This is a genomic window from Pseudomonas maioricensis (assembly GCF_022790535.1).
Taxonomy (GTDB): Bacteria; Pseudomonadota; Gammaproteobacteria; order Pseudomonadales; family Pseudomonadaceae; genus Aquipseudomonas; species Aquipseudomonas maioricensis.
In genome coordinates this window covers 50,002-69,514 of record NZ_LOHG01000004.1, presented here as the reverse complement: position 1 = coordinate 69,514, position 19,513 = coordinate 50,002, and the positions used below count along the sequence as shown (strand labels likewise).

17 protein-coding genes and 2 pseudogenes are annotated in these 19,513 nt (G+C 58.3%); 7 read left to right on the top strand and 12 right to left on the bottom strand.

Annotation, left to right across the window (positions count from 1 at the left end; translation table 11 throughout):
* Positions 1-191: 191 nt before the first annotated feature.
* The 4 genes and pseudogenes from AUC61_RS26585 to AUC61_RS07700 all read right to left on the bottom strand — a co-directional run.
* Positions 192-719, bottom strand: a pseudogene (locus AUC61_RS26585) (methyl-accepting chemotaxis protein); the annotation flags it as partial.
* Between the two features lie 600 nt (positions 720-1,319).
* Positions 1,320-1,832, bottom strand: a pseudogene (locus tag AUC61_RS26580) (MCP four helix bundle domain-containing protein); the annotation flags it as partial.
* 349 nt (positions 1,833-2,181) lie between these two features.
* Positions 2,182-2,352, bottom strand: coding sequence for a YhfG family protein (locus AUC61_RS07705; RefSeq protein ID WP_243245377.1), 171 nt, complete (start codon positions 2,350-2,352; stop codon positions 2,182-2,184).
* Between the two features lie 166 nt (positions 2,353-2,518).
* Complete coding sequence (locus AUC61_RS07700) at positions 2,519-5,431, bottom strand: ribonucleoside-diphosphate reductase subunit alpha (protein ID WP_243245376.1); 2,913 nt, start codon at positions 5,429-5,431, stop codon at positions 2,519-2,521.
* A gap of 835 nt (positions 5,432-6,266) precedes the next feature.
* Here AUC61_RS07700 and fhuF point away from each other — a divergent pair.
* Positions 6,267-6,974, top strand: a complete 708-nt coding sequence (gene fhuF / locus AUC61_RS07695) for a siderophore-iron reductase FhuF (protein ID WP_479692265.1) — start codon at positions 6,267-6,269, stop codon at positions 6,972-6,974.
* A 77-nt stretch (positions 6,975-7,051) separates the two neighbouring features.
* Here the strand turns inward: fhuF and AUC61_RS07690 are convergent, their stop codons facing one another.
* Positions 7,052-7,795 carry a 4'-phosphopantetheinyl transferase family protein gene (locus tag AUC61_RS07690; RefSeq protein WP_243245374.1) on the bottom strand — a complete coding sequence of 248 codons (744 nt, stop codon included), beginning with the start codon at positions 7,793-7,795 and terminating at the stop codon, positions 7,052-7,054.
* Between the two features lie 193 nt (positions 7,796-7,988).
* Complete coding sequence (locus tag AUC61_RS07685) at positions 7,989-8,780, bottom strand: dienelactone hydrolase family protein (protein WP_243245373.1); 792 nt, start codon at positions 8,778-8,780, stop codon at positions 7,989-7,991.
* A gap of 186 nt (positions 8,781-8,966) precedes the next feature.
* Here AUC61_RS07685 and AUC61_RS07680 point away from each other — a divergent pair, with 186 nt between their 5' ends.
* The 5 genes from AUC61_RS07680 (at position 8,967) to AUC61_RS07660 (ending at position 14,649) form a co-directional block, all read left to right on the top strand.
* A complete protein-coding gene (locus AUC61_RS07680; RefSeq protein WP_243245372.1) occupies positions 8,967-9,350 on the top strand; it encodes a hypothetical protein in 384 nt (127 codons plus the stop codon).
* A gap of 183 nt (positions 9,351-9,533) precedes the next feature.
* Positions 9,534-10,211: a response regulator transcription factor gene (locus AUC61_RS07675; protein ID WP_243245371.1), complete on the top strand. Its 678-nt coding sequence runs from the start codon at positions 9,534-9,536 to the stop codon at positions 10,209-10,211.
* A complete protein-coding gene (locus AUC61_RS07670) occupies positions 10,208-11,554 on the top strand; it encodes an ATP-binding protein (protein ID WP_243245370.1) in 1,347 nt (448 codons plus the stop codon). The genes AUC61_RS07675 and AUC61_RS07670 overlap by 4 nt, the downstream gene beginning before the upstream one ends.
* Before the next feature lie 446 nt (positions 11,555-12,000).
* A complete protein-coding gene (locus AUC61_RS07665) occupies positions 12,001-13,359 on the top strand; it encodes a dicarboxylate/amino acid:cation symporter (RefSeq protein ID WP_122665898.1) in 1,359 nt (452 codons plus the stop codon).
* Positions 13,360-13,467: 108 nt separating this feature from the next.
* The gene (locus AUC61_RS07660) at positions 13,468-14,649 is read left to right on the top strand and encodes a CaiB/BaiF CoA transferase family protein (RefSeq protein WP_243245369.1); all 1,182 of its coding nucleotides are present in this window, start codon (positions 13,468-13,470) and stop codon (positions 14,647-14,649) included.
* A gap of 139 nt (positions 14,650-14,788) precedes the next feature.
* Here the strand turns inward: AUC61_RS07660 and AUC61_RS07655 are convergent, their stop codons facing one another.
* Together AUC61_RS07655 and AUC61_RS07650 are read right to left on the bottom strand one after the other, a co-directional pair.
* Positions 14,789-15,283: a SprT family zinc-dependent metalloprotease gene (locus AUC61_RS07655; protein ID WP_243245368.1), complete on the bottom strand. Its 495-nt coding sequence runs from the start codon at positions 15,281-15,283 to the stop codon at positions 14,789-14,791.
* A 184-nt stretch (positions 15,284-15,467) separates the two neighbouring features.
* The gene (locus tag AUC61_RS07650; protein ID WP_243245367.1) at positions 15,468-16,070 is read right to left on the bottom strand and encodes a Yip1 family protein; all 603 of its coding nucleotides are present in this window, start codon (positions 16,068-16,070) and stop codon (positions 15,468-15,470) included.
* 291 nt (positions 16,071-16,361) lie between these two features.
* Between AUC61_RS07650 and ttcA the strand changes: the two genes are divergently transcribed.
* The gene (gene ttcA, locus AUC61_RS07645; protein WP_122665894.1) at positions 16,362-17,186 is read left to right on the top strand and encodes a tRNA 2-thiocytidine(32) synthetase TtcA; all 825 of its coding nucleotides are present in this window, start codon (positions 16,362-16,364) and stop codon (positions 17,184-17,186) included.
* A gap of 95 nt (positions 17,187-17,281) precedes the next feature.
* Here ttcA and AUC61_RS07640 read toward each other — a convergent pair whose 3' ends face one another.
* Genes AUC61_RS07640 through arsC form a run of 4 tightly spaced genes read right to left on the bottom strand, consistent with a single transcriptional unit; the run spans position 17,282 to position 19,347 of the window.
* Positions 17,282-17,953 carry a DNA-3-methyladenine glycosylase I gene (locus AUC61_RS07640; RefSeq protein ID WP_243245366.1) on the bottom strand — a complete coding sequence of 224 codons (672 nt, stop codon included), beginning with the start codon at positions 17,951-17,953 and terminating at the stop codon, positions 17,282-17,284.
* 29 nt (positions 17,954-17,982) lie between these two features.
* Positions 17,983-18,399, bottom strand: a complete 417-nt coding sequence (locus AUC61_RS07635) for a DUF2069 domain-containing protein (protein ID WP_243245365.1) — start codon at positions 18,397-18,399, stop codon at positions 17,983-17,985.
* Entirely contained in the window at positions 18,392-18,997 is a 606-nt protein-coding gene (gene wrbA, locus AUC61_RS07630) for an NAD(P)H:quinone oxidoreductase (RefSeq protein ID WP_122665891.1), read from the bottom strand. Before wrbA ends, AUC61_RS07635 begins: the two co-directional genes overlap by 8 nt.
* Positions 18,994-19,347 (bottom strand): arsenate reductase (glutaredoxin), encoded by a 354-nt coding sequence (gene arsC / locus AUC61_RS07625; RefSeq protein WP_243245364.1) that lies wholly within the window; start codon positions 19,345-19,347, stop codon positions 18,994-18,996. The genes wrbA and arsC overlap by 4 nt, the downstream gene beginning before the upstream one ends.
* Positions 19,348-19,513: the final 166 nt, after the last annotated feature.

Genomic DNA, 19,513 nt, shown 5'->3' with positions numbered 1-19,513 from the left:
CGCGGTTTGGAGTGATACCGCGTCATCGTTCTTCGCGGGCAAGCCTCGCTCCAACATGGTTTGGGGGGGGCGGGCATTGTGGGAGCTGAGCTTGCTCGCGATGGGGGCGCTGCAGTTTGGAGTCATACCGCATTATCGTTTATCGCGGGCAAGCCCGGCTCCCACAGGGGGCGTGCCGGGGCGGACTTGGGTTAGCCGACTTTGAAGAACGCCACTTTCTGGGTGAGGCGGTCTGCCAGTTTTGCCAGTTCCTGGCTTGCGGTGGCCACTTGTTTTGAGCCGGTTGCCGATTGCACGGTTGAGCCGTGGATGCGGTTGATGTTGATGGCCACTTCTTCGGCCACGCTGTTTTGCTGCACCGATGCGCTGGCGATTTGTGCGTTCATGCGGTTGATGGCGCCTACTTCCTGACTGATCTTGGAAAGCGCGCCTTGTGCGTTGCGGGTTTGTTCGACGGTGCGGCCGACCAGCTCGCAGTTGTCACGCATGGTTTGCGCGGCGGTTTCAGTGCCGTTTTGCAGGGTGCTGATCATTTCCCGTATGTCTTGGGTCGAGCGCTGGGTGCGGTTTGCCAGCGAGCGTACTTCATCGGCGACCACCGCAAAGCCTCGGCCGTGCTCACCCGCCCGCGCTGCTTCAATGGCTGCGTTGAGGGCCAGCAGATTGGTTTGGGTAGCGATGGAGTTGATGACGTCGATCACGCTCTCAATCTCTTCGCTTTGTTTGGATACCCGCTCCACGGTCAGGGTGGTTTCCGCCAGTGAGGTGGCCAGGTGTTCGATCGCCAGGGTGGTGTCGGCGACCAACTGATTACCGCTGACCACTTCGCCATCGGCCAAACGCGTTGCGTCAGCGGCTTGAGACGCGTAACCGGTGACTTCGTTGACGGTGGCTGCCATTTGCGTGATGGCGGTGGCGACTTGCTCGGCTTCACGGGTTTGCAGGTTGATCTGGTCGTTGTTGGTGATCGACGTGGCGGACAGGAGCGTGGACGACTGATTCACTTCCTGGGCGGCCATGCGCACTTGGGTGATGGTGTCGGCCAGGCGGCTGAGGGCTGTTTTCAGTACACCCATGACGCTGTCGGGGTAGGGCGTGACGATGCTTTGTTGCAGGTCGCCCGCGGCCAGACGCTGAATGGCTTGAGCCACTTCGGTGGGTTCTGCGCCAAGAGTGGATTTGACGAAGCGGATGATGATGACCGACAGGAAGACGCTCAGCAGCAGGGCCACGCCGGTCGCCAGCAACATCAAACCGCGAAACTGGCTGGCGGTGGTTTGCACTTCATTGAGCTGCGATTTGATTGACGCTTCTTCGTAGTCGATCAAGGCGTTGATGCGCTTGAGCCACTCGCTGTAGTCGGCGGATATCTGATTGAGCAGTAAAGCCTGGGAGCCCGCAATGTCGCCGCTGCGCCGCAGGCTGATCAGTTTATCGGTGGAGGCGAGGGTGCGCTGTTCGATGTCTTTGATGGCACGCAGCATCGATTGCTCTTGCGGGCTGACAGTGTTGCTTGCGTACAACTGGTCCAACGGGGCCGCCGAGTCGACGTAGTCTTTTTGCAGGCGGCTGACTTCAGCGAGGTGGGTTTCAAGATCACGATCATTATTGACCAGCACGGCATCGCGAATGGCGATCGCGCGGTTGTGAACGCTGCCCCGGAAGTTGATGGCGTAGCGTTGCACTTTGGCGGCGTTGTCGCTGACGTCTTCGAGGGTCGAGTCAATGAACCCAACCCGTTGGATACCCACGGCGGTAATCAATACAAGCAGCGAAACAACGGCGGCAAAGCCCAGGCCGATGCGGGACGCGAGGGAGATCGGGTTTTTCATGAGGTGAACTCGTGGGGAAACAAACTGCTGAAGCGCGCTGGTATCAATGCGCCATCTGTTGCGGGTAGCGGGAAGATATCCTCACGTGGCATTGGCGCCCAATTGAGGGTGGCTACGGGATGGATAGTGTCATGCTATCGGATTTTCTAACCCATTCATTTGAATGGATGCGGGCGTTTTTACGACGGTATCGAAGCGAACGCTTTCATTTGCCGAGCATTGAATCTGTAGGAGCTCACCGAGGTTACGAGGCCAGCGATTGCGGTATGCCTGACACACCGCCATCGCTGGCCTCGTAACCTCGGTGAGCTCCTACAGGATTGGGTTTTATCTGGACGGACCTGCGGTGTCAGGTTTGTTTGTTGTGATAGGTGTTGAGCACGTCTTCGCGAGTCGGAAGAGGGCGGGCGATATCGAGCGGGGTGGTGTTGAAGTCTGACAGGCGTAGGCTTGCTACATAGTTGGATCTGCGGGTTTTGGCGCAGTAGGCTTTTTTTGCAGCGAGGGAGAGGGTTGTCACGCGGGCGACCTATAGAGGTAGCGGTTTGGCGGGGTGAAGCCGGGAGGGTTTGAGGCTCCCGGTTTGTATTTCGGTAGTTACAGCGGGGTGACCTTATCGCGGGCAAGCCTCGCTCCCACAAGGAATATCATTCCAGAGGGAGAGCGAGGCAGCCTTCAAGATTGCCTTATTGGCAAGCTTCGCAATCCGGCTCGTCAATGGCACAGGCTTTTGGCACTGGTGCCGGGCCGGCCGGTGCAGCTTCGGTTGGACGTGGGGCGGCGATTGCCGAGTCGTCCGGGCCGTGGCCGCCGCTCGATACTGCGTTGAGCTTGCCGGTGTTGACGGTGGACTTCTCGGTGCTGGTCGCGGCCAGGGCACGGAGGTAGTAAGTGGTTTTCAGACCACGGTACCAGGCCATGCGGTAGGTCACGTCCAGCTTCTTGCCCGATGCGCCAGCGATGTACAGGTTCAGGGACTGAGCCTGGTCGATCCACTTCTGACGACGGCTTGCTGCGTCAACAATCCACTTGGTGTCGACTTCGAACGCGGTGGCGTACAGGTCTTTGAGTTCCTGCGGGATGCGCTCGATCTGCTGTACCGAACCGTCGTAGTACTTCAGGTCGTTGATCATGACCGAGTCCCACAGGTCGCGGGCTTTGAGGTCGCGGACCAGGTACGGGTTGATCACGGTGAATTCGCCCGAGAGGTTCGATTTCACGTACAGGTTCTGGTAAGTCGGTTCGATCGACTGCGATACGCCGGTGATGTTGGCGATGGTCGCGGTCGGTGCGATGGCCATGATGTTGGAGTTACGAATACCTTTCTGTACACGGGCACGTACTGGCGCCCAGTCCAGGGTTTCGTTCAGGTCAACGTCGATGTACTTCTGGCCACGCTGCTCGATCAGGATCTGTTGCGAATCCAGCGGCAGTACGCCTTTGGACCACAGCGAACCCTGGAACGTCTCGTAGGCACCGCGCTCGTCGGCCAGGTCGCAAGACGCCTGGATCGCGTAGTAGCTGACAGCTTCCATCGAACGGTCGGCGAACTCGACAGCCGCATCGGAACCGTAAGGGATGTGCTGCAGATACAGCGCGTCCTGGAAGCCCATGATGCCCAAGCCAACTGGACGGTGACGGAAGTTGGAGTTCTTCGCTTGTGGCACCGAGTAGTAGTTGATGTCGATCACGTTATCGAGCATGCGAACAGCTACGTCGATGGTGCGCTTGAGCTTGTCGGTGTCCAGTTTGCCGTTGACGATGTGGTTCGGCAGGTTGATCGAGCCCAGGTTGCAGACCGCGATCTCGTCCTTGTTGGTGTTCAGGGTGATCTCGGTGCACAGGTTCGAGCTGTGAACCACGCCCACGTGCTGCTGCGGGCTACGCAGGTTGCACGGGTCTTTGAAGGTCAGCCATGGGTGGCCGGTTTCGAACAGCATCGAGAGCATCTTGCGCCACAGGTCTTTGGCCTGGATGGTCTTGAACAGCTTGATCTTGCCTGGGTATTCGCTCAGGGCTTCGTAGTACTCGTAACGCTCTTCGAAGGCTTTACCGGTCAGGTCGTGCAGGTCCGGTACTTCGGATGGCGAGAACAGGGTCCATTTGCCGTCATCGAAGACACGCTTCATGAACAGGTCAGGGATCCAGTTGGCAGTGTTCATGTCGTGGGTACGACGACGGTCATCACCGGTGTTCTTGCGCAGCTCGATGAACTCTTCGATGTCCATGTGCCAGGTTTCCAGGTAAGCACACACAGCGCCTTTGCGCTTGCCACCCTGGTTAACGGCTACGGCGGTGTCGTTGACGACTTTCAGGAACGGTACAACGCCCTGGGATTTGCCGTTGGTGCCTTTGATGTACGAGCCCAGCGCACGAACCGGTGTCCAGTCGTTGCCCAGACCGCCTGCGAATTTGGACAGCATGGCGTTGTCGTGGATGGCGTGGTAAATGCCCGACAGGTCATCCGGAACGGTGGTCAGGTAGCAGCTGGACAGCTGCGGACGCAGGGTACCGGCGTTGAACAGGGTAGGAGTCGACGCCATGTAGTCGAAGGACGACAACAGGTTGTAGAACTCGATGGCGCGGTCTTCTTTGGCTTTCTCTTCGATCGCCAGGCCCATGGCCACACGCATGAAGAAGATCTGCGGCAGTTCGAAACGCACGCCATCCTTGTGGATGAAGTAACGGTCGTACAGGGTTTGCAGGCCCAGGTAGGTGAACTGCTGGTCGCGCTCGTGGTTGATCGCCTTGCCCAGTTTTTCCAGGTCAAAGGTGGCCAGGATCGGGTTCAGCAATTCGAACTGAATGCCTTTGGCGATGTACGAAGGCAGCGCCTTGGCGTACAGGTCGGCCATTTCGTGGTGAGTGGCGCTTTCGGCCACTTCCAGGAAGCCCAGGCCTTCAGCGCGCAGGGTGTCCATCAGCAGGCGGGCGGTCACGAACGAGTAGTTCGGCTCACGCTCAACCAGGGTACGGGCGGTCATCACCAGTGCGGTGTTGACGTCTTTCATCGCCACGCCGTCGTACAGGTTTTTCAGGGTTTCGTTCTGGATCAGGTTGGCGTCGACTTCAGCCAGGCCTTCACACGCTTCGGTAACGATGGTGTTCAGACGACCCATGTCCAGCGGCGCAACGCTGCCGTCAGCGCGGGTGATGCGGATCGAAGGGTGAGCGTCGACCGGTGCGTCGGTGCCACGAACGGCACGCTCTTTGGAGCGCTCGTTACGGTAGATGACGTAGTCGCGAGCGACTTTCTGCTCACCGGCACGCATCAGGGCCAGTTCAACCTGGTCCTGGATTTCTTCGATGTGGATGGTGCCGCCTGAAGGCATGCGACGCTTGAAGGTGGCGGTAACTTGTTCGGTCAGACGGGCCACGGTGTCGTGGATGCGCGAAGACGCAGCGGCGGTGCCGCCCTCAACTGCAAGAAACGCTTTGGTGATAGCGACGGTGATTTTGTCATCGGTGTAGGCGACGACGGTGCCGTTACGCTTGATCACGCGCAGCTGGCCGGGAGCGGTCGCGGACAGATCCTGTTGGGACTGGCTTGTCTGCGGCGCCGGATTCGGCGAGTTCTCGCGAGTTGTGTCTGTTTGCATGGGTGTCTCCACGTTCTCTATGTTTGTTTGGGTGCTGATTAAGCACCCACCGATCCGGTTTGTAGGCATTCAGTCGACAAGCGTCGGCTGTAACGACCTCAAAACGGAATGGGGATGGCGGATTTCACCGTCCCTGGCTTTGAAGTCAAAAAGGCAGCGAATCGTTGCTCGCTGCCCTGGGGAATCTGTTGGATGGTGCCTGTTAAATATTGCAACAAATGCTCGGATTCGTTGCAGTCGAAGGGGGTATGCATGCTCAGGTGTATGGGGCGCTGCTTTGGCTGCTGATTGAGCCGTTGGTTCCACCCTCAAGACCTAAGAAAAATGCTTGAAATCCCTATTCGACTTGTGTTGGGTTTTTACCGTGAAACCCTACATGTAGGGTTGTTGTTGAAGCCGGGCTACAAGATAAAGCGTTTTGGACACCAATTGCAACGCACTACCTGTGGATAAAGCTGTGTGTAATCGATGTATGAAAGCTCCGTATCCCGTGTAGGCCGCATAACTACTGGACCGACGCGCTTGTGAGGCTTATTAAGGTTTTTTTACACGGCTCCGGGGATTTTTGCGGGCGCGAACCCTATCACAAAAAATGCCTCTGGCAAGGACGGTTTGGCATGTGGTGTGCTTAGCGGCAATGGCCGCTAGAATTGTGCGGTTTTGTGGTTTGGCGGATGTTTTTGCGCAAATGCAGATGCTCTTTCTGTAGGAGCTGCCGCAGGCTGCGAAGGTGGTTCACCAGACACATTGTTTCGCAGCCTTCGGCAGCTCCTACAGGTTGAACGGTTGCCGTGGGAGAGTGTGGTGTCATGGACGCAGTCGCAGTTCGTGCAGAATGAGAGCCCCGTTATCTTCAGGAAACCCAATGGCCCATCCATTATTCAGCGGTGTACTTGAATGCTTCGGGCAGGGCCTGCTGGCGGACGATGACCAGCGTCCAATGCGGGCGTTACCGGAGCTCTTGCAGGCCGAAGCGCTGGATGCGCTGTTGCTGAATATCTATGGCGCCGAGTTGCTGGGCAGTCATCGGCCGGTGTTGGTGTCGCAGTGGTCCAAGTATTACTTCATGCAGTTGATCCCACCGGTACTGGTAGCGGGTTTGGTACACGGCTGGCAGTGGCCGTTGCAGCTTGATCAGATCGCTGTGGCGCTGGACGAGCGTGGTGTGCCGGTCGGGTTGCGCTTTCTTGGCTTGGGCGAGCGTCAGCCTGCGGATTTCAGCAGATTGCTGGATGACAATCTGCATCCCTTTATTGAAACGCTCAGTCGGCTGGGCGATGTATCGCCAGCTGTGTTGTGGGGCAATGCCGGGGATTACCTTGAGCGCTGCCTTGTGCAACTGGGCGCTTTGACTGACATCTCGCTGGAGGCGGGTTATGGGTTACTGCGCAGCAAGACCCTGAGTGATGGGCGACGCAACCCGCTGTTCAATGCCATCCGCTATGTAGGCGAGCCGCCACGTCGACAGCGGCGCAGTTGTTGTTTGAGTCATCAGGTGGAGTGGGTAGGGCGGTGTGAGCATTGTCCGACAGGAGCAGATTAGCCCGGTCAATGTAGGAGCTGCCGAAGGCTGCGAAAGCGGTGTGTCAGACAAATCTCTTTCGCAGCCTTCGGCAGCTCCTACAAATCCTGTTTTTTATTGGCAGGCACCGCCACCAGACTCAACACATGCTCGCCCTGCACGCTGAACTGCCCTTCCAGTTCTTTGCCGTTATGCCATTCGCTGGACAGGTCAGTCAGCAACCGCAAGCGTGCATGACCGTCGGCAGACCAGTGCAGCAACTGAGCGTCTTCGAAATAGAAGCGCTTTTGCACAATGGGATAGAGCGCTTTGAACAGCGCCTCCTTTATAGAGAAGGTCAGCGTGACGTGCAGGGCGACCTGTTCAGCAGGCCCCGCAGTCATTTGCTGCATTTCCCATGGCGTAAGAATTTCCCCGGCCAGGCGTGTGGCACGTTCTACGCTCAGCAGGTTTTCAGTGTCCAGCCCCAGGCCGCGCCAATGCTGTTTGTTGGCGACGATGGCGGCTGCCCAGCCGGTGCTGTGGGTGATGGACCCGCAGATATCCGTCGGCCAGATCGGCGCGCGGTCTTCACCGATGTCTGGCACCCAGTCGCGGCCGTCCAGATGCTGCAGCGCTGCCCTGGCGCATAAACGGCCCGCGAGGAATTCGGTTTGCCGCTTGGCGACGGAGCGCTGAATGCTGGCCGGAGGCGTGATGACGCAACGCTGGAAGTCGCCATCCGCGAGCTGTTTGGGATCGAAATGACCGCTGACCAACGCCACATTAGCCAAGGCGTGAGGCAAGGGCCAATGGTGGTGGAGGGCAGGACAGCAGGCTGGGAGTTGCGGGGTTTCAGTCATGGACGGCATTTTGCCGGGGGAATGCGGTGCTGGGAAGCGGCTCGCTGAAGGCGTGCACTATAGGCCGGCCCACCTAGATCCTGTAGGAGTGAGCTTGCTCGCGATTAGGCCGGTACATCTGATACATGTCCAGCGCTGGGAATACAGCTATCGCGAGCAAGCTCGTTCCTACAGTGAGGGCGTCCTGGGAGGTTTAAGCGCCGAACACTTTCTTCAAAAAGGCCTGCATGTCTTTCCACGAGCTTTCATCGGCCGCTTTGTTGTAGCCGATATCAGGGCCGCCGTGTTCGCCGTGGCTGAGGCGGTCGGCGTCGGGGTTGGTGAAGCCGTGTTTGGCGTCGGCGAGGCTGACGAATTTATAGTCGGCACCAGCTTTGTCCATTTCATTTTTGAAGGCTGCGACGTTTTCCGGAGTGACCATGCTGTCTTTGGCGCCATGCTCGACCAGCATTGGCACTTTCACGCCGGGTTGGGCCGGGGTGTTGGTGACCAGTGCGCCGTGGAAGCTGACCACGCCAGCCAGCGGTTCGCCGCGACGGGCTGCATCGAGAACGATCTTGCCGCCGAAGCAGTAACCAATGGCGGCGATTTTCTTCGGATCGGTCTGGGGTTGTTTCTTGAGTTGCTCCAGCCCTGCATCAAAGCGTTTGTTGGCGGCGTCGCTGTCTTTCAGGGCTGCCTGCATGAAGGCCATGGCGTCTTTGGGATGTTCGGTGTTCTTGCCTTCGCCATACATGTCGATGGCCATGGCGCTGTAGCCCAATGCTGCAAGATCCCGGGCGCGACGTTTGGCGTAATCGTTCAGGCCCCACCATTCGTGGACCACGATGATGCCCGGACGCTGGCCTTTGATGGCATCGTCATACGCGTAATAACCCACCAGCGGGGTGCCGTCGGCACTTTTATAGTTGACCTGTTCGGTCTTGATGGCCGCTTGGGTCAAGCCGGCCAGGCCCATCATCAGCAGTGCAATCCAGAAACGCATGATTTACTCCTTCTATATAGCGGGTGGGAATGGTGAAGAAGACTAGCGCATTGTGACGGGTGTTTTTTATTGGGTGCGGTAGATAGTTGTTCAGCGCGGGTTCAGCGGGTGTTCAGGGCCGGTTCAGGGCGCGCAGACTAGTCTGGTGTCGTACCTGAACAGCGCCTGGCGCGAGAGGACTACACCATGATGACGTTCAACAAGTTTTTCCTGGCTCTGGCTTTTCTTGGCGGCAGCGCTGCGGCGCAGGCGGCGGACAGCGGTAATGAAGCGTCCCGAATGCCGCTGAACAAAAGCGGCGAGCGGGTCGAAAGGTTTGGCGAGAGCAGCAGGGCTTACGGCGGTAGTGTCTGGAGCCAGGACTTGAGTCAGCAGGGCGATGATCAGCCTCACGCCGACCGGCTATATTATTCGGCAGCGTATGACAGCCTGTCCGGGACTTACAACGGTGTGCCGGTCGCGCAGAAAACGCTGTCGGGGCACTATGATCTGCACCAGACTCATGTGGCCGTGCTGAATGCTGAAGAGGGCATATCGCAAAGCTGGAAGCCGGTGCAGCAGGTGCTGTGATAGTTGGTCATCACGGTTCGTAGGACCGGCTTTAGCCGGGAGGATGGCATCCCTGACGATAGAAATGCGGCGAATGTACTGGTTTCCTCGCGGCTGAAGCCGCTCCTACGGGTTTATCGTCTTTGAAATGCCGGATTGCGGTTTGTTGATTTTAGAACGTGAAACATCACCCGGGAGAGCTGCATGAAGTTGCTGGTGGTTGAGGATGAGGCGTTGTTGCGCCATCACTTGCAAACCCGATTGACCGAGGCAGGCCATATCGTCGAGGCGGTCGCCAACGCTGAGGAGGCGCTGTATCAGGTTGGCCAGTTCAATCACGATTTGGCGGTGATCGATCTCGGGCTGCCGGGCATGAGCGGTCTGGAGCTGATTCGTCAGCTGCGGATCCTGGGCAAGGCGTTTCCGATTCTGATCCTGACCGCTCGCGGCAATTGGCAGGACAAGGTCGAAGGGTTGGCCGCCGGGGCTGATGATTACGTGGTCAAGCCGTTTCAGTTCGAAGAGCTGGAGGCGCGCCTCAATGCATTGCTGCGTCGGGCCAGCGGGTTTACCCATTCGACTATTGTGGCCGGGCCGCTGCTGCTTGATCTGAATCGCAAACAGGCGACGCTGGATGAACAACCGTTGGCACTGACTGCCTACGAGTACCGGATTCTCGAATACCTGATGCGCCACCATCAGCAGGTGGTGGCCAAAGAGCGTCTGATGGAGCAGCTCTACCCCGATGACGACGAGCGCGATCCGAATGTGATCGAGGTGCTGGTCGGCCGTCTGCGGCGCAAGATCGAAGGCTCTGTGGCTTTCAAACCTATCGAAACCGTTCGCGGCCTGGGCTACTTGTTCAACGAGCGCTGTACATGATTCGTTCGCTGCACCTGCGCCTGTTGATCGGCGCGGCGACCCTGGCGGTTATCTTCATGCTGCTGATGCTGCCTGCCTTGCAGGGCGCATTTAGCCTGGCGTTGCGTGGTTCTATCGAGCAGCGGCTGGCGTCGGACGTGACCACGCTGATTTCGGCAGCCCGGGTCGAAAATGGTCGTTTGCTGATGCCGTCGGTGTTGCCCGGCGAGCAGTTCAACCTGCCCGGCTCACGCTTGCTGGGTTACATCTATAACCGTCAGGGGGAGCTGGTCTGGCGTTCGCTGGCCACTGAAGATGAGTACATCGACTACCAGCCGCGTTATGACGGCAAGGGCAGTGAGTTCAGCACTATCAGGGAATCCAATGGCGAAGAGTTCTTCGTTTATGACGTGGAAATCAAATTGCTGGGCGGCCGTAATGCCGCTTTCAGTATCGTCGCCCTGCAACCGGTCCGCGGGTATCAGGAAACTGTCACCGCACTGCGACAGAAGCTTTATCTGGGTTTTGGCGCGGCATTGATCGTACTGCTGGCGCTGCTCTGGCTGGGGCTGACCTGGGGGCTGCGTGCTTTGCGTGGTTTAAGTCAGGAACTGGACCAGGTGGAATCCGGCCAGCGTGAAAGCCTGAGTGAAAATCATCCCAGCGAACTGTTGCGCCTCACCGGCTCGCTGAACCGCTTGTTGAGCAGTGAACGCGAGCAGCGTATCCGTTACCGCGATTCCCTTGATGACCTGGCGCACAGCCTCAAAACCCCGCTTGCGGTGTTGCAGGGCGTCAGTGAAAACATCGCCAAACGTCCTGAGGATGTGGAACAGGCGCGCATTCTGCAATCGCAGATCGAGCGCATGAGTCAGCAGATCGGCTATCAACTGCAGCGGGCCAGCCTGCGTAAAAGCGGGCTGGTGCGTCATCACGTGCCGCTCCGGCCTGTGGTGGAAAGCCTGTGCAATACCCTGGAAAAGGTCTATCGCGACAAGCAGGTCAAGGTGACGCTGGAGTTGCCGGACGAATGCGTGGTGCCGATGGAAGAGGGCGCGTTGCTGGAAATGCTCGGCAACCTGTTGGAAAACGCATACCGGCTGTGCCTGGGACAGGTGCGTGTCAGCCTGCGCACTTCCGGCGCCGGGGATGAATTGTGCGTCGAAGACGATGGCCCTGGCGTGCCGCAAAGTCAGCGCGAACGCATCCTGCAACGTGGCGAACGACTTGACCGGCAAAACCCCGGGCAAGGCATTGGCCTGGCGGTGGTCAAGGACATCATAGAAAGCTACAACGCGCGGCTAACGCTGGATGACTCGCCGCTGGGCGGGGCTGCGTTCAGAATTCATTTCTTTGCGGGGTAGGCCCGCTGCTGCGCATGGGACTGTTGGAGCGAGGCTTGCCCGCGAAGAATGATGACGCGGTCTTCTCCACCTACCTCATCGACTGATTCGCGGGCAAGCCTCGCTCCAACAGGTCGCCCGCGCCATAAGCGTATTGGCCTTTAACAGTGGGTGGCAATTTGCTGGCGATGTCGGCGGATACCCGCCACTCCTGCTGATTTTCTTCCGTCAATCGGCGGAAATCCGCCACCTCTGAGCGGTTCTGCAAACCGCAGCTAAACTCCAACACACCGGTTTACATGCGTTTCAGCGTTTTTCGCGAAAGTGGCATGAGCCTTGCGATACGTGTGAGAGGTCTGCCCGTGCAGCTCGACAAAACAAATCCCTCCAGTTGCAGGAGGGTTAGCTCGTTAGGTACCGCGTTCATCACATGACTTGATGGCGCCGGTACTCTTGAGGATCTTTCCATGACGACTCGTCAGCCCCTGTATAAATCGCTGTACTTCCAGGTCATCGTAGCCATCGTGATCGGTATTCTTATCGGCCACTTCTATCCTGACACCGGCAAGGCCCTCAAGCCGCTGGGCGACGGGTTCATCAAACTGATCAAAATGGTCATTGCCCCGATCATCTTCTGTACGGTTGTTAGCGGTATCGCTGGCATGCAGAACATGAAGTCGGTAGGCAAGACTGGCGGCTACGCGCTGCTGTACTTCGAAATCGTCTCGACTATCGCCCTGCTGATCGGTCTGGTTGTGGTCAACGTTGTTCAGCCGGGTGCCGGCATGAACATCGACGTAAGCACGCTGGATGCTTCCAAAATCGCTGCTTATGTCACCGCGAGTAAGGATCAGAGCGTCGTCGGCTTCATCCTCAACGTGATTCCGAACACCATCGTGGGTGCGTTCGCTAACGGCGACATCCTGCAAGTGCTGATGTTCTCGGTGATCTTCGGCTTCGCACTGCACCGCCTGGGCGCTTACGGCAAGCCGGTTCTGGACTTCATCGATCGCTTCGCCCACGTGATGTTCAACATCATCAACATGATCATGAAGCTCGCGCCAATCGGTGCTTTCGGCGCCATGGCGTTCACCATCGGTGCTTACGGTGTGAGCTCGCTGGTGCAACTCGGTCAGTTGATGATCTGCTTCTACATCACTTGCGTAGCGTTCGTTCTGATCGTGCTGGGTGGCATCTGCCGCGCTCACGGCTTCAGCGTTCTGAAACTGATCCGCTACATCCGTGAAGAGCTGCTGATCGTACTGGGTACTTCCTCTTCGGAATCGGCACTGCCTCGCATGCTGATCAAAATGGAACGCCTGGGTGCACAGAAATCGGTAGTAGGTCTGGTGATCCCGACTGGCTACTCGTTCAACCTGGACGGTACTTCGATCTACCTGACCATGGCGGCCGTGTTCATCGCTCAGGCGACCAACACCCACATGGACATCACCCACCAGATCACGCTGCTGCTGGTTCTGCTGCTGTCGTCCAAAGGTGCTGCTGGCGTGACCGGTAGTGGCTTTATCGTACTGGCTGCAACCCTGTCGGCTGTTGGCCACCTGCCGGTTGCCGGTCTGGCGCTGATCCTGGGTATTGACCGCTTCATGTCCGAAGCCCGCGCACTGACCAACCTGGTCGGTAACGCTGTAGCCACCGTTGTAGTTGCCAAGTGGGTTGGCGAGCTGGATACCGACAAGCTGCAAACCGAGCTGGCTTCCGGTGGTCGTGGTATCGACAACACCGCTCCAGTAGATGATCTGGGTGTTGCCGAGCTGGCTGAAGAGCCAGTGACCCGCCCGATCCCGACGCGTAAACCTGTTTAACGACAGCCCGCGTCACTGAAAAAAGCCCATCTTCGAATGGGCTTTTTTTATGGCTGCGATTTGCTTGGCTACGCTCAAGGCATGATTCGATCCTGTCCTGGAGGTCCCATGCAAGGCCCGTTGTCGTCTCTTAAAGTGCTGGATTTCTCGACGTTGCTGCCCGGCCCGTTTGCTTCGTTGCTGCTGGCGGACATGGGCGCCGAGGTGTTGCGCATTGAATCACCCGGGCGCATGGACCTGTTGCGTCAGTTACCGCCCCATGATCAAGGCACATCAGCCAGCCATGCGTACCTGAACCGCAATAAGCGCAGCCTTGCGCTGGACCTCAAGCAGCCAGTCGCAGTGGAGGTGATCAAGCGTCTGGTGCTGGAGTACGACATTGTGCTGGAGCAGTTTCGGCCCGGTGTCATGGAGCGTCTGGGCATTGGCTATGAAGTGCTCAAGGCGCTCAATCCTCGGCTGATCTATGTCGCGATCACCGGCTATGGGCAAACCGGACCTTATCGGGAGCGTGCCGGGCATGACATCAACTACCTGGCAGTGTCGGGCATTGCCAGCCACACCGGGCGCACAGACGGTGGCCCGTTACCGCTGGGCTTTCAGGCAGCGGATGTGGCGGGCGGTTCGCTGCATGGGGTGATTGGCCTGTTGGCTGCAGTGGTAGCCCGGCAACAGAGCGGGCGCGGCCAGTATGTTGACGTGAGCATGACCGACTGCGCGTTCAGCCTGAATGCCATGGCCGGGGCGGGCTATCTGGCGTGTGGCGTGGAGCCGGATCGTGAGGCGCAGATGCTGAATGGCGGCAGTTTCTATGACTATTACCGCAGTCGCGACGGGCGCTGGTTTTCAGTGGGCAGCCTTGAGCCTGTGTTCATGCAAGCGTTATGTGCCGCGTTGGGACGTCCCGAGCTGGCAAGCCAGGGGTTGTCGGCCCGGCCTGAGGTTCAGGCCAGTTTGAAGAATGAACTGCGGATGGAGTTTGAAAAACGCAGCTTTGAGGACCTGCAGGCGTGTTTCGCGCAGATTGATGCGTGTGTCGAGCCGGTATTGAGTCTGTCTCAGGCCGTCGAGCATCCACAGTTACAGGCCCGGCAGGTGGTGACTCTGGTGCCGAGGGAGGACGGCACGTTGCAAGCGCAAATCGCGTGCCCGCTGAAGTTTTCCGAAGGGTTGGCGGCTCCCCGCCACATCGGCGCACGGCTGGGCGCGCATGGTCAGCAGGTCCTTACGGATCTTGGCTATAGCGAAGAGCAGATCGGCGCGATGCGCGAAACCGGCGCCACTCTATGAGTGCAATGAAGTCCCGGTAGGAGCGGATTCATTCGCGAGAAGCCGGGGCAGACGGTTCATCTTCATCGCCTGAAAGATCGCCCTCGCGAATGAATTCGCTCCTACCGCTGGAGTTCGTTCCGGGTTGGAGTGCGATGCCTCACTCCATCCGTGTTTCGCCACTGAATACCAGTGTTTCCCGGCAGCTTCGGCACAGGTAGCGGCGGCCTTTGCGGACCATCTGGTGGCGCTGGGGCGAAAACGGGAAGTCGCTTTCCGGGCAGGGGCAGCGGTAGATGTAACGGGTCACGGTGCGGCGTTTGATAGCGTAGGTGTGGCAACGGTTGGGCGGCAACTCGTAGACACCACGCATGATCAGCTGCCACTCCTCGCCATGAGGCTGGATGCGGTCGCCGAACAATTGGTGGGCAATCAGGTGCGCGACTTCGTGAGCGACGGTCTGGCGCAGGAAATCTTCGCTGTTTTCCCGGTACAGCTGAGGGTTGAAGCGCAGCATGTTCTCATGCAAGTGCGCGACACCGGCTTTCTGGCCTCGCAGCTTGAGGCTGACAACCGGGCGTTTGAAAGGGCGTTTGAAAAAGGCTTCGGCTTGTTGGTAACAGGTTTCGACGCGGGTGTTGAGTTGCTCAGGCATGCTTCATCGGTCTCCAGAGACGCCGAGTATGCCGTATAAGGCCGGAGTATCGAAAACTCAAGCTGCCGAATGGTCGTAATGACGTAACAGATACCCTTGTAGGAGCTGCCGAAGGCTGCGAAGCGGTTTTACAGGACACGCCAATTCGCAGCCTTCGGCAGCTCCTACAGAGAGATGTGCCGCATCAGTTTGTATATTCCGGCCCGACACCGATACCCCACAGCACTACGGTGAAGGCCATGATTGCGACAAGCACCACCAGACCCACCGCCAGGATCGAACTGGAGAACATGAAGCCTTCGTCGGCGGGGACCTTCATGAAGGTGGGGACGCCCACGTATAGCAGGTAAACCGTGTAACAGATGGCGGCGGTGCCCACCAGCATGCCCAGCCACAGGTGTGGATAAAGCGCTGCCAGCCCGCCGAGGAACAGCGGCGTTGCCGTGTAAGTCGCAAAAGCGATACAGCGCGCCAGGCTGGGTGTGGCGTCGTAGGTGCGGGCCATCCAGTGAATGAAGCCGCCCATGATTGCGACACCGGCGAGCATGGCGATGTACGACATGATCGTCATCCAGATCGCACTTTCATGGGTCAGCATGACGGGGGCTCTTTCACCAATGACCCAACCCATCTGCGTCGTGCCGATATAAGCCGAAACCGCCGGGATCGCCGCCAGGATCAGCGTGTGCGTGAGGTACATGTGGCCGATGCTTTCCTCTTTTTCGCCACGGATCTCTTGCCATTCCCGGTCGGGATGCGTGAACAGTCCCCAGACGTGGTGGATCATGCGGATTACTCCTTCCTGTCAGCCGTAGCGCGTTCTGTTAGGAGCTGACTTCCTGGCGAGGCGCTGTGGCAGGGCGCGAGCTTCGCGAACAAGTTCGCTCCTACCCTTTGGATGCCAGCTCAGTAGGAGTATAGGAAGCGCAGACGTGGGCTTTAGAGTCATTGGGCATGTCCAGCACCTTGCTTATAGCCCGACGCAACAACGTAACAGGCTTCAGCGACACAGGAATTATGCGTAAAATACCGGCCCTTTCATCCTGTCTTCTCGTCATCGCAACCGGATACCAGCGCCATGGGCACCCTTTCAGTCAATCAGAACAAACTGCAGAAACGCTTGCGTCGCCTGGCGGGAGAAGCCGTTGCTGACTTCAACATGATTGAAGAGGGTGACAAGGTCATGGTCTGCCTGTCCGGCGGTAAAGACAGCTACACCATGCTCGATGTGCTGATGCACCTGCAGAAGGTCGCGCCAATCAAGTTCGATATCGTCGCGGTGAACATGGATCAGAAGCAGCCGGGCTTCCCCGAGCACGTGCTGCCCGCCTATCTGGAGACGCTGGGTATCGAGTATCACATCGTCGAGAAAGACACCTACTCGGTGGTCAAGGAACTGATCCCTGAAGGCAAGACCACGTGCTCGCTGTGCTCGCGTCTGCGTCGCGGCACGCTGTATACCTTTGCTGACGAGATCGGCGCGACCAAGATGGCGCTGGGTCATCACCGTGATGACATCGTTGAGACGTTCTTTCTCAACATGTTCTTCAACGGCTCACTGAAAGCCATGCCGCCGAAGCTGCGCGCTGACGATGGCCGCAACGTGGTGATCCGCCCATTGGCGTACTGCCACGAGAAGGACATTCAGGCCTATTCCGACTTCAAGAACTTCCCGATCATCCCGTGCAACCTGTGTGGTTCTCAGGAAAACCTGCAGCGTCAGGTGGTCAAGGACATGCTTCAGGAGTGGGAGCGCAAGACACCGGGCCGTACCGACAGCATTTTCCGCAGCCTGCAGAATGTCATTCCGTCGCAGTTGGCTGACCGCAACCTGTTCGACTTCACCAACCTGCGCATCGACGAAACCGCCGCGTCGCGGTTTGTGAATGTGGTGAATATCTAAAGGCGGTTTCTGTAGGAGCTGCCGCAGGCTGCGAAGCGCATTGGCTGATACTTCGCGATTCGCAGCCTTCGGCAGCTCCTACAGATTTAGTAGACTCAGTGATTAACCGTAAACGCCAGCATCGCTGACAGCTGGCACAGCGGCCTGCCGCTTTCGCTTTGCCATTGGTTGAACACTTGCTGGACGATGGCCTGATCTCGTTTGCTGGTCGGCACTTTGTCGACGATCTTCTGTGCGTTGAGCGCGGCCACCACATCCCAGGTGGGAATAAAGGTGTCTTTGCCGACCATGCGCAGAAACCGTGGCGCAGACAGCCCGCCCATCTGGTTGCCGTGTTTGGCCAGGTACTGCCAGAGCCCGGTAATGTCATCTACTGGCCATTGAGCGATGAAGTTGCCGAAGCTGCCGTGTTCCTTTTCGATGTCCAGCACCAGTTGGGCGTTACGCGGCACGCTTTTGAGCTTGCCCAGGTGGCGAATAATCCGCGCATCCTGCATCAGCCGTTCAAGGTGGTCGGCGCCCATGAGCACGATTTTTTCCGGATCGAAACGGTAAAACACCTCTTCGAAAGACGGCCATTTGGCGTCCACCAGACTGTGCTTCAAACCTGCACGAAACACCCGCAAGGCCATGGTCGACAGGTAGCGGTCGTCGCTAATGGCTTGCAGTTGTTTACTGGTTTTAGGTGTTGGCAAATGTGATTCAAGGGCTTTAGCCGAGCCGAAGCGGTTCAGGCAGTACTCATTCAGCCATTTGTAGTCGTGCATTACTGCTCCAGAAAATGATGCGTACAGCCTCAGACTTGGCCTTCGCCCGCAAGTTTGCGGTTTCGCTGAAAAGTCCATCTGATGTACAGCAGGGCGCTGACGAATACGGTCAGGCTGGCAAGCATTTCCAGCACGCCGAACAGAGCGCGGTTGGGATCGAACGCGGCCAGCGCACCTTTGATGAAGTACAGGTTGACCACAAAACACAGCCACGAATACGCGCGTGGGCTACCGCTGATGATCCCCGGTGCGAACAGCAGCAGCGGTACCAGTTCGATCAGCAGAATCACCCAGGGTCTAGCGCCATGCAGGTCGGCAATACCCAGGTAATAAATGCTCAGCAGCGCGATCAGCCCGAAAAAACTGGTCAGGCTGATCAGGCGGCTGATCTTCACGCGTGGTTCAAGCCAATCCAGCGCAGGCAGGACTTTGGGCTTTTTAGCCACGAGACGGGTCCAGCAGCAGGGCGGTTTTCGCCAGACGCTGACCGAGTGCGCGACACAGTTGGGTTTCGTGCGGGTCCAGAGGACGCTTGCCGTCCGGTCCGGCGTGGTGACTCGCGCCGTAAGGCGTGCCGCCGCCGCTGGTTTCCACCAGTGCCGATTCGCTGTAGGGCAGGCCGGTGATCAGCATGCCGTGGTGCAACAACGGCAGCAGCATCGACATCAGGGTGGTTTCCTGGCCGCCGTGCAGGCTGGCGGTGGAGGTGAACACGCTGGCCGGTTTGCCCACCAGCGCGCCGGTCAGCCACAGGTTGCTAGTGCCATCGAGGAAGTATTTGAGCGGCGCAGCCATATTGCCGAAACGCGTCGGGCTGCCCAAGGCCAAGCCCGCGCAGTTCTTCAAGTCATCAAGGGTGGCATACAGCGCGCCACTTTCCGGGATGCTTGGCGCCACGGCTTCACATTCGGTCGAGATGGCTGGCACGGTACGCAAACGCGCTTCCATACCGCCCAGTTCGATACCGCGGGCAATCTGCCGGGCCATTTCGCTGGTAGAGCCGTTGCGGCTGTAGAACAGAACCAGAATGTAGGGCGTGCTCATGGCAAAAGCTCCAGGACGTTTTCCGGTGGACGGCCGATCACGGCCTTGTCACCTGCCACCAGAATCGGTCGCTCGATGAGTTTTGGATGGGCAGCCATGGCGGCGATCAGCGCGTCGTCACTCAGGCTCTTGTCTGCAAGGTTAAGGGTTTTGTAATCATCCTCACCGGTGCGCAGCAGTTGGCGGGCGCCGATGCCCAGCTTGCTCAGCAAATCGCGCAGTTGCCCGGCGTCGGGCGGGGTTTCCAGGTACAGCACGATGGACGGGTTCAGGCCGCGGCCTTGCAGCAGTTCCAGCGCGCCGCGTGATTTGGAGCAGCGCGGGTTGTGATAAAGCGTCAGATCGGTCATTTGAAGGTCGCAACTTGCGTAAGGTGGCGGCTATTCTACCCGCCATAGGACCTGGGCTAAACACCGAGCGGTGATCGGTCGCAGGTTTGAGTATTCGATGAGAGTCGCCCCGGCGTCCCTGACACCACGCTGTCGCGGAGCAAACATTGGACTGTAGGAGCTCACC